This window comes from Enterobacter sp. R-1.6.2 (genome assembly GCF_035064085.1).
Taxonomy (GTDB): domain Bacteria; phylum Pseudomonadota; class Gammaproteobacteria; order Enterobacterales; family Enterobacteriaceae; genus Enterobacter; species Enterobacter asburiae_B.
The window spans coordinates 18,970-29,207 of sequence record NZ_JASEYI010000033.1 but is presented as its reverse complement, the minus strand read 5'-3'; the positions used below and the strand labels follow the sequence as shown (position 1 = coordinate 29,207).

The window sequence follows — 10,238 nt, the reverse complement described above, 5'->3', positions numbered from 1 at the left end:
TTGGAGCGGGAAACGAGACTCGAACTCGCGACCCCGACCTTGGCAAGGTCGTGCTCTACCAACTGAGCTATTCCCGCAAATCTGCACTGCTTTTGTTGCTGTCGTAACGTGTAATTCTCTGTCGTTACGGGAGGCGCATTATACGAGAAATCCTTTTAGCTGCAACCCCCCTTAAAGCGATTTTTTCGAAATTAAGTTCAAATGCTTAATTAATCGGCAAGCTGAACAATTTAACGACAAAAACCCGGCCACGCAAGGCGCCGGATCGCAAAATCACAGCTTAATAAAGTTTTCGCGGTAGTAGGAAAGCTCCGCCACAGACTCACGGATATCGTCCATCGCCTGGTGAGTCCCCTGCTTTTTAAAGCCGTCGAGGATTTCAGGCTTCCAGCGACGCGCCAGCTCTTTCAGAGTGCTGACATCCAGATAGCGGTAGTGGAAATATGACTCCAGCTCCGGCATGTACTTAAACAGGAAACGGCGATCCTGGCCGATACTATTCCCACAGATAGGCGATTTGCCTGCCGGAACCCACTGTTTCAGGAACTCAAGCGTCGCCAGCTCCGCCTCGCGATCGCCGAACGTGCTCGCCTTCACGCGCTCTACCAGGCCACTGCCGGTGTGGGTGCGCACGTTCCATTCATCCATCAAAGCCAGCTGGTCGTCGGACTGATGCACCGCAATCGTTGGCCCTTCAGCCAGGATATTCAGGTTAGCGTCCGTCACCAGCGTTGCAATTTCAATGATGCGATCGCGCTCGGGATCCAGCCCGGTCATTTCGAGATCGATCCAAATCAGGTTGTTTTCATCCGCGCTCATGTTATTTTCCACCCTTCTCGCATAACCGGCAGTAGCAGGTTAACTAGTATTAATTAGAGTGTATCATAGAGGTTTTGCCCCTTACGGGCGACCAGGAGCCAGCGCGATTGAGTAAAAATAAACTCTCCAAAGGGCAGCAGCGCCGCGTAAACGCCAATCACCAGCGCCGTCTTAAAACCACTTCGGAGAAGCCGGATTATGACGACAACCTGTTTGGTGAAGCGACAGAAGGCGTAGTCATCAGCCGTTTCGGTATGCATGCCGATGTCGAATCCGCCGACGGGGATATTCACCGTTGCAATATCCGTCGCACCATCCGTTCACTGGTTACCGGCGATCGCGTGGTCTGGAGACCGGGTAAAGAGGCGGCGGAAGGCGTTACGGTAAAAGGTATCGTTGAAGCGGTTCATGAGCGCACGTCCGTGTTAACCCGTCCCGATTTCTACGACGGGGTCAAACCTATTGCCGCCAACATTAACCAGATCGTCATTGTTTCGGCGATTTTGCCCGAACTTTCGCTCAACATTATCGACCGATATCTCGTCGCCTGCGAAACGCTGCAGGTTGAACCGATTATCGTGTTGAACAAAATCGATCTGCTGGATGACGACGGTATGGCCTTCGTGAATGAGCAGATGGATATCTACCGCAAGATTGGTTACCGCGTGCTGATGGTCTCCAGCCACACCAAAGATGGCCTTAAACCGCTGGAAGAGGCGCTGACCGACCGCATCAGCATCTTTGCGGGTCAGTCCGGCGTAGGTAAATCGAGCCTGCTGAACAACCTGCTTGGCCTCCAGCAAGAGATCCTGACCAACGATGTGTCCAACGTCTCTGGCCTGGGCCAGCACACCACCACCGCCTCGCGTCTGTATCATTTCCCGCACGGCGGGGACGTGATCGACTCCCCGGGCGTGCGTGAGTTCGGTTTGTGGCACCTTGAGCCGGAACAAATCTTTAACGGATTTGTCGAATTCCATGATTATTTAGGCGCCTGTAAATACCGCGACTGTAAGCACGATAACGACCCTGGCTGCGCTATCCGTGAAGCAGTTGAGAAAGGCGAGATCGCGGAAACCCGCTTCGAGAATTACCACCGCATTCTTGAGAGCATGGAAGACGTAAAAACGCGTAAAAACTTTTCTGATTCTGATAACTGACAACTAAGCTAAGCATCGCTAAAATCGTCCCCTTTTTTCAGGTTCCGGCGGCTTAACGCCGGATCAGGAACGACAAAACAATGGCCTGGAGGCTACCTTGTTAAACGCATTTAAACTTTCGCTTCAATACATTCTGCCAAAACTGTGGCTCACTCGCCTGGCGGGCTGGGGCGCAAGCAAACGCGCGGGCTGGCTGACCAAACTGGTCATCGACCTTTTCGTAAAATATTACAAGGTCGACATGAAAGAGGCGCAGAAGCCGGATACCGCCAGCTACCGCACCTTCAACGAGTTCTTCGTACGCCCGCTGCGTGACGAAGTGCGCCCGCTGAACACCGACCCTAACGTCCTGGTGATGCCGGCAGACGGCGTGATCAGCCAGTTGGGTGATATCGAAGACGACAAAATCCTGCAGGCGAAGGGCCATAACTACAGTCTGGAAGCGCTGCTGGCGGGTAACTACCTGATGGCGGATCTGTTCCGTAACGGTACCTTTGCCACCACCTATCTTTCACCGCGCGACTACCATCGCGTGCACATGCCGTGTAACGGTATCCTGCGTGAAATGATTTACGTCCCGGGCGACCTGTTCTCCGTAAACCACCTGACCGCGCAGAACGTGCCGAACCTTTTTGCCCGTAACGAGCGCGTCATCTGTCTGTTCGATACTGAATTTGGCCCTATGGCGCAGATTCTGGTGGGTGCGACCATCGTAGGCAGCATCGAAACCGTCTGGGCGGGCACCATCACCCCACCGCGCGAAGGCGTGATCAAACGCTGGACCTGGCCTGCCGGTGAAGCGGAAGGCTCGGTGGCCCTGCTGAAAGGTCAGGAGATGGGTCGCTTCAAGCTGGGCTCTACCGTAATCAACCTGTTTGCGCCGGGCAAAGTGAAGCTGGCTGAACAGCTCGAAAGCCTGTCGGTCACCAAACTGGGCCAGCCGCTGGCGGTCTCTACCGAAACCTTCGTTACGCCGGATGCAGAACCAGCGCCGCTACCGCAGGAAGAGATCAACGCCGAGCACGACGCCAGCCCGCTGGTTGACGACAAAAAAGACGAAGGCTAACAACAGAAGGATCGCTGACGTGCGCCCGATTATCGTTCTACTGATGGCCTGGTGCCTCAGCATGGGGGCGTACGCAGCGACAGCCCCCGACGCCAAACAGATAACCCAGGAACTGGAGCAGGCAAAAGCGGCTAAACCTGCTCAGCCAGAGACCGTCGAGTCGCTCCAGGCTGCCCTGAACGCGCTTGAGGAGCGAAAAGGCTCTCTTGAGCGCGCTCAGCAGTATCAGCAGGTTATCGACAACTTCCCCAAACTCTCGCAGACGCTGCGCGCGCAGCTCAATAATCTGCGTGACGAACCGCGCGACGTGCCCGCAGGCATGACCTCCGACGCCCTGAACCAGGAGATCCTGCAGGTCAGCAGCCAGCTTCTGGAAAAGAGCCGCCTTGCCCAGCAGGAGCAGGAGCGAGCGCGTGAAATTGCCGACTCCCTCAGCCAGCTTCCGCAACAGCAAACCGACGCCCGCCGCCAGCTTAATGAGGTTGAGCGTCGCGTGGGTACGCAAAGCGGCAATACGCCACAGGCTCAGGCTCAAAATCTGGGCCTGCAGGCAGAATCGGCTCGCCTGAAGGCCCTTGTCGATGAGCTGGAGCTGGCGCAGCTTTCCGCCAATAACCGCCAGGAGCTGTCGCGGATGCGCTCTGAACTCGCTCAGAAGCAGAGCGAGCAACTGGATGCGTATCTCCAGGCCCTGCGCAATCAGCTCAACAGCCAGCGCCAGCGTGAAGCGGAGCGCGCGCTGGAAAGTACCGAACTGCTGGCGGAAAACAGCGAAAACCTGCCTGCCGGTATCAACGAACAATTCAGGGTCAACCGCGAGCTTTCTGCCGCGCTGAATCAGCAGGCGCAGCGTATGGATCTGGTTGCCTCGCAGCAGCGTCAGGCGACCAATCAAACCCTTCAGGTTCGCCAGGCGCTCAACACCCTGCGCGAGCAGTCCCAGTGGCTCGGGTCATCAAACCTGCTGGGCGAAGCGTTACGCGCCCAGGTCGCGCGCCTGCCGGAAATGCCGAAGCCGCAGCAGCTGGATACCGAGATGGCCCAGTTGCGCGTTCAGCGCCTGCACTTTGAAGATCTTCTCAATAAACAGCCGCAAATCCGCCAGATCCGTCAGGCTGACGGCCAGCCCCTGACCAGCGAGCAAAACCGTATTCTGGAAGCCCAGCTGCGTACCCAGCGTGAGCTGCTGAACTCTCTGCTCCAGGGCGGGGATACGCTGATTCTGGAGCTGACCAAGCTAAAAGTCTCCAATAGCCAGCTGGAAGATGCGCTGAAAGAGGTGAACGAGGCTACGCACCGTTATCTCTTCTGGACGTCCGACGTGCGTCCGATGACCTTCTCGTGGCCGATTGAGATTGTCCAGGACCTGCGCCGCCTGATTTCGCTGGACACCGTCAGCCAGCTGGGACAGGCCAGCGTGATGATGTTTACCAGCAAAGAGACCATTTTCCCGCTGCTGGGGGCGTTGATTCTGGTGGGCTTCAGCATTTACTCGCGCAGACATTTCACCCGCTTCCTGGAGCGTTCCAGCTCCCGGGTCGGGAAAGTCACCCAGGATCACTTCTGGCTGACGTTGCGCACCGTATTCTGGTCGATTCTTGTCGCCTCTCCGCTGCCGGTGCTGTGGATGACGCTGGGGTATGGCCTGCGGGAAGCCTGGCCCTATCCGCTCGCGGTCGCGATTGGCGATGGCGTCACCGCCACGGTGCCGCTGCTGTGGGTGGTCATGATTTGCGCCACCTTCGCGCGCCCCAATGGCCTGTTCATCACCCACTTTGGCTGGCCGCGTAATCGCGTCGCGCGCGCCATGCGTTACTACCTGATGAGCATCGGGCTGATTGTGCCGCTGATTATGGCGCTGATCATGTTCGATAATCTCAACGACCGGGAGTTCTCAGGCTCGCTGGGGCGCCTCTGCTTTATGCTGATATGCGGGGCGCTGGCCATCGTTACGCTCAGCCTGAAACGCGCGGGTATTCCGCTCTATCTCGATAAATCCGGCAGCGGCGAAAACATGTTCAACCGGCTGCTCTGGAACCTGCTGCTTAGCGCGCCGCTGTTTGCGATGCTGGCAGCCGCGGTGGGCTATCTGGCAACCGCGCAGGCGCTGCTGGCGCGGCTGGAAACCTCGGTGGCCATCTGGTTCCTGCTGCTGGTGGTGTACCACGTGATCCGCCGCTGGATGCTGATCCAGCGCCGCCGTCTGGCCTTTGACCGAGCCAAGCATCGCCGGGCGGAGATCCTCGCCCAGCGCGCGCGGGGTGAAGAAGAGCCAAACCACGTCAACAGTACGGAAGGCACAACGGAAGCGGACGAGGTCGAACTGGATCTGGATGCCATCAGTACCCAGTCCCTGCGCCTGGTTCGTTCCATCCTGATGCTGATTGCCCTCCTGTCGGTGATCTTCCTCTGGTCAGAGATCCACTCCGCATTTGGCTTCCTGGAGAACATCTCGCTCTGGGACGTGACGTCTACGGTGCAGGGCGTGGAAAGCCTGGAGCCGATTACCTTAGGGGCGGTGCTGATTGCCATTCTGGTGCTGATCATCACCACGCAGCTGGTACGCAACTTCCCGGCGCTGCTGGAGCTTGCGCTGCTGCAGCATCTGGATTTAACGCCGGGGACGGGCTATGCGATTACGACCATTACCAAATATCTGATCATGCTGTTTGGCGGGCTGGTTGGCTTCTCGATGATCGGTATTGAGTGGTCGAAGCTGCAGTGGCTAGTGGCGGCCCTTGGTGTAGGGTTAGGTTTTGGTTTACAGGAGATCTTCGCCAACTTCATCTCTGGCCTGATCATTCTGTTCGAAAAACCGATCCGTATTGGCGATACCGTAACGATTCGCGATCTGACCGGCAGCATCACGAAGATCAACACCCGTGCGACGACGATCAGCGACTGGGATCGGAAAGAGATCATCGTGCCAAACAAGGCGTTTATTACCGAGCAGTTCATCAACTGGTCGCTGTCAGACTCCGTTACCCGCGTGGTGCTGACGGTACCGGCGCCGTCGGACGCCAACAGCGAAGAGGTCACCCAGATCCTCTACACTGCCGCTGAGCGCTGTTCGCTGGTAATCGACAACCCGGCGCCGGAAGTATTCCTTGTGGATTTACAGCAGGGGATCCAGATTTTCGAGCTGCGCATCTACGCCGCCGAAATGGGACACCGTATGCCGCTGCGCCATGAGATCCACCAGCTGATTCTGGCGGGCTTCCGCGAGCACGGTATTGATATGCCGTTCCCACCGTTCCAGATGCGTCTCGAAAGCCTGGACGGGCGTAAAACGGGAAGAACGCTGACGTCAGCGGCGCGTACGCGCCCGGCGGGAAGTTTGTAAGGTAAGCGGGGCAACCCTCTCCCACGGGAGAGGGTAAACTGCCGTCAGGCGCGATCTACGGTAAACGCAATCACATCGCCAAGCTGCTCTGCGCCCAGGGCCAGCATCACCAGACGGTCAACACCCAGCGCCACGCCGGAGCAATCCGGCAGACCTGCTTTTAATGCTTCAAGCAAATTCACATCAATAGGCTGCTGCGGCAGACCGCGCGCGGCGCGCTTGCGGTTATCCTGCTCGAAGCGCTGCTGCTGCTCGCGGGCATCCGTCAGTTCGTGGAAGCCGTTCGCCAGCTCGATGCCTTTGTAATAGACCTCAAAACGCTCTGCGACACGATGATCTTCGGTACTGATCTGCGCCAGCGACGCCTGGCTTGCCGGGAAGTGGTAGACAAAGGTCGGACGATCCTTGCCAATCTGTGGTTCTACGCCGAAGGTGAACAGCAGCTGCAGCAGCGTGTCGCGATCCTCTTCGGTATCCGCCACGTTGCTCAGATCCAGTTTTGCCGCCGCTTCGCGCAGCTGGGTTTTGTCCGCCGACAGCGGATCGATTTCCAGATGGCGCTGGAAAGCCTGCTGATAGGAGAGCGTTTCGGCTTCTGAGCAGTCCAGGACCTGCTGGAGCAGATCGTCCACCTCATTCATCAGGCGGTACATATCATAATGCGGGCGGTACCACTCCAGCATGGTGAATTCCGGGTTGTGGTGACGACCCATCTCTTCATTACGGAAGCTGCGGCACAGCTGATACACCGGGCCACACCCCGCCGCCAGCAGGCGTTTCATGTGGTATTCCGGGCTGGTCATCAGATACAAATTCATGCCCTGAGAGTGGCCGGGGCCAACAAAACGGGTTTCAAACGGCACCAGATGAATATCCGTTACCGTTGCCTGACTCATGCACGGCGTTTCCACCTCCAGGACTCCGCGGTCGGCAAAGAAACGGCGGATCTCCGCCATAATTGCAGCGCGTTTTAACAGATTAGGGATGGATGCGCTCGGCTGCCAGGTGGCCGTTTCGCTCATGAGTTGTTCTCCGATTTCATACAAGGGCACGAAGTCTACTCGTTAGCAGGGGCAGAGACAAATTTTGCGCAGTAAAAAAGCGCGTTTCATTTAGGTGAACTTTTTCGTGACGTATTTCATCAATCTTCATGATAAATCGCCGTACAGAACAGCAAAAAAATCGAACACGTCAAATTTCCCTGACATCTACACGGTTATACTGTTTTACCCATAAAGGAGCAGTGGAAACGCTTTCGCAATCGTCCTTTTGGACGGGTGAACTACCTTTAGTTTGTCGCGTTGCGAAATAACAAAAATCTGGAGGAATGTCGTGCAAACTTTTCAAGCCGATCTTGCCGTAATAGGCGCTGGCGGGGCTGGATTACGTGCTGCGATTGCTGCAGCACAAGCTAATCCCAACGCTAAAATCGCATTGATTTCAAAAGTCTATCCAATGCGTAGTCACACAGTGGCAGCAGAAGGAGGGTCCGCCGCCGTTGCGCAGGATCATGACAGCTTTGAATACCATTTCCACGACACGGTTGCAGGGGGCGACTGGCTTTGCGAGCAGGATGTCGTTGACTACTTTGTGCATCATTGTCCCACGGAAATGACCCAGCTTGAACAGTGGGGATGTCCGTGGAGCCGCCGCCCGGACGGCAGCGTCAACGTTCGCCGCTTTGGCGGTATGAAGATTGAACGCACCTGGTTCGCCGCCGATAAAACCGGCTTCCACATGCTGCACACCCTGTTCCAGACCTCCCTTCAGTTCCCACAAATTCAGCGCTTCGATGAACATTTCGTCCTCGACATTCTGGTTGATGACGGACAGGCGCGTGGCCTGGTGGCGATGAATATGATGGAAGGCACGCTTGTCCAGATCCGCGCCAACGCGGTAGTGATGGCGACGGGCGGTGCGGGTCGCGTTTATCGTTATAACACCAACGGCGGCATCGTCACCGGTGACGGCATGGGCATGGCGCTCGGTCACGGCGTACCGCTGCGCGATATGGAGTTCGTCCAGTATCACCCAACCGGCCTGCCGGGCTCCGGCATTCTGATGACGGAAGGCTGCCGCGGTGAAGGCGGTATTCTGGTCAATAAAAACGGCTACCGCTATCTGCAGGATTACGGCATGGGCCCGGAAACCCCGCTCGGCGAGCCGAAGAACAAATACATGGAACTCGGCCCGCGTGACAAAGTCTCTCAGGCCTTCTGGCACGAGTGGCGCAAAGGCAACACCATCTCCACGCCGCGCGGCGATGTGGTCTATCTCGACCTGCGTCACCTTGGCGAGAAGAAACTGCTGGAACGTCTGCCGTTCATCTGCGAGCTGGCGAAAGCTTACGTCGGCGTCGACCCGGTGAAAGAGCCGATTCCGGTGCGTCCTACCGCGCACTACACCATGGGCGGGATCGAAACCGACCAGCAGTGCGAAACCCGTATTAAAGGCCTGTTCGCCGTCGGCGAGTGTTCCTCCGTGGGTCTGCACGGCGCCAACCGTCTCGGGTCTAACTCGCTGGCAGAGCTGGTCGTCTTTGGCCGCATGGCGGGCGAGCGCGCGATGGAGCGGGCAGCTACCGCAGGTGAAGCCAACGGTGCCGCGCTGGATGCGCAGGTTGCAGACGTTGAAAAACGCCTGAAAGATCTGGTGAACCAGGAGGGGAACGAGAACTGGTCTAAGATCCGCGACGAGATGGGCCTGTCGATGGAAGAAGGCTGCGGTATTTACCGTACGCCAGAGCTGATGCAAAAAACCGTCGATAAGCTGGCGGAACTGCAGGAGCGCTTCAAGCGCGTGCGCATCACCGATACCTCCAGCGTATTTAACACCGACCTGCTCTACACCATCGAGCTGGGCCACGGTCTGAACGTCGCGGAATGTATGGCGCACTCTGCGCTGGCGCGTAAAGAGTCGCGTGGGGCCCACCAGCGTCTGGACGAAGGCTGTACCGAACGTGACGACGTCAATTTCCTGAAACACACTCTCGCCTGGCGCGATGCAGATGGCACCACACGTCTGGACTACAGCGACGTGAAAATCACCACGCTGCCGCCGGCTAAACGCGTGTACGGTGCAGAAGCAGAAGCCGCCGAGAAGAAGGAGAAGGCGAATGGCTGAGATGCAAAAAATGAAGGTTGAAGTGGTGCGCTACAATCCGGAAGTGGACGCCGCACCGCACAGCGCTTTCTATGAAGTACCTTATGACGAGCAAACCTCCCTGCTGGATGCGCTCGGCTATATCAAAGATAACCTGGCGCCAGACCTGAGCTACCGCTGGTCCTGCCGCATGGCAATCTGCGGCTCCTGCGGCATGATGGTCAACAAGGTGCCGAAGCTGGCCTGTAAGACCTTCCTGCGCGAGTACACCAAAGGCATTAAGGTCGAAGCGCTGGGCAACTTCCCGATTGAACGCGATCTGGTGGTCGATATGACCCACTTTATCGAAAGCCTGGAAGCCATTAAGCCGTACATCATCGGTAATCCGCGCACGCCGGATCAGGGGCCAAATACCCAGACGCCGGCTCAGATGGCGAAATACCATCAGTTCTCCGGCTGCATCAACTGCGGCCTGTGCTACGCAGCCTGTCCACAGTTTGGCCTGAACAAGGAGTTCATCGGCCCGGCCGCCATTACCCTGGCACACCGCTATAACGAAGACAGCCGCGACCACGGCAAAAAAGAACGTATGGCGCAGCTTAACAGCCAGAACGGCGTCTGGAGCTGTACCTTTGTGGGTTACTGCTCCGAAGTGTGTCCGAAGCACGTCGACCCGGCCGCCGCAATTCAGCAGGGTAAAGTGGAAAGCTCGAAAGACTTTCTTATCGCTACCCTGAAACCACGCTAA

The 10,238-nt window shown here is 57.2% G+C and carries 7 protein-coding genes and 1 tRNA gene; 5 read left to right on the top strand and 3 right to left on the bottom strand.

All coding sequences use genetic code 11. From position 1 onward, the window contains the following. Window position 1: 1 nt before the first annotated feature. A tRNA-Gly gene (locus tag QMN93_RS23245) sits at window positions 2–77 on the bottom strand. A 196-nt stretch (window positions 78–273) separates the two neighbouring features. Then, window positions 274–819, bottom strand: a complete 546-nt coding sequence (gene orn / locus QMN93_RS23240; RefSeq protein WP_023310130.1) for an oligoribonuclease — start codon at window positions 817–819, stop codon at window positions 274–276. A gap of 107 nt (window positions 820–926) precedes the next feature. Here orn and rsgA point away from each other — a divergent pair, with 107 nt between their 5' ends. From rsgA to mscM, 3 genes are all read left to right on the top strand, one after another. After that, window positions 927–1,979: a small ribosomal subunit biogenesis GTPase RsgA gene (gene rsgA / locus QMN93_RS23235; protein ID WP_023334242.1), complete on the top strand. Its 1,053-nt coding sequence runs from the start codon at window positions 927–929 to the stop codon at window positions 1,977–1,979. A 97-nt stretch (window positions 1,980–2,076) separates the two neighbouring features. After that, window positions 2,077–3,045, top strand: coding sequence for an archaetidylserine decarboxylase (gene asd, locus QMN93_RS23230; protein ID WP_069303551.1), 969 nt, complete (start codon window positions 2,077–2,079; stop codon window positions 3,043–3,045). 19 nt (window positions 3,046–3,064) lie between these two features. Then, a complete protein-coding gene (gene mscM / locus QMN93_RS23225; protein WP_039261016.1) occupies window positions 3,065–6,388 on the top strand; it encodes a miniconductance mechanosensitive channel MscM in 3,324 nt (1,107 codons plus the stop codon). A gap of 44 nt (window positions 6,389–6,432) precedes the next feature. Here mscM and epmA read toward each other — a convergent pair whose 3' ends face one another. Continuing rightward, entirely contained in the window at window positions 6,433–7,410 is a 978-nt protein-coding gene (gene epmA, locus QMN93_RS23220) for an elongation factor P--(R)-beta-lysine ligase (RefSeq protein ID WP_069303550.1), read from the bottom strand. A 310-nt stretch (window positions 7,411–7,720) separates the two neighbouring features. On the opposite strand from epmA, the gene frdA reads away from it, so the two are divergent. Together frdA and QMN93_RS23210 are read left to right on the top strand one after the other, a co-directional pair. Beyond that, window positions 7,721–9,511, top strand: coding sequence for a fumarate reductase (quinol) flavoprotein subunit (gene frdA / locus QMN93_RS23215; protein ID WP_023310125.1), 1,791 nt, complete (start codon window positions 7,721–7,723; stop codon window positions 9,509–9,511). Beyond that, window positions 9,504–10,238, top strand: a complete 735-nt coding sequence (locus QMN93_RS23210) for a succinate dehydrogenase/fumarate reductase iron-sulfur subunit (protein ID WP_023310124.1) — start codon at window positions 9,504–9,506, stop codon at window positions 10,236–10,238. The genes frdA and QMN93_RS23210 overlap by 8 nt, the downstream gene beginning before the upstream one ends.

Bases quoted from the DNA above. Each gene is read 5' to 3' on its own strand.
- orn (WP_023310130.1), bottom strand. From the start codon at position 819: ATGAGCGCGGATGAAAACAACCTGATTTGGATCGATCTCGAAATGACC.
- epmA (WP_069303550.1), bottom strand. From the start codon at position 7,410: ATGAGCGAAACGGCCACCTGGCAGCCGAGCGCATCCATCCCTAATCTG.
- QMN93_RS23210 (WP_023310124.1), top strand. From the start codon at position 9,504: ATGGCTGAGATGCAAAAAATGAAGGTTGAAGTGGTGCGCTACAATCCG.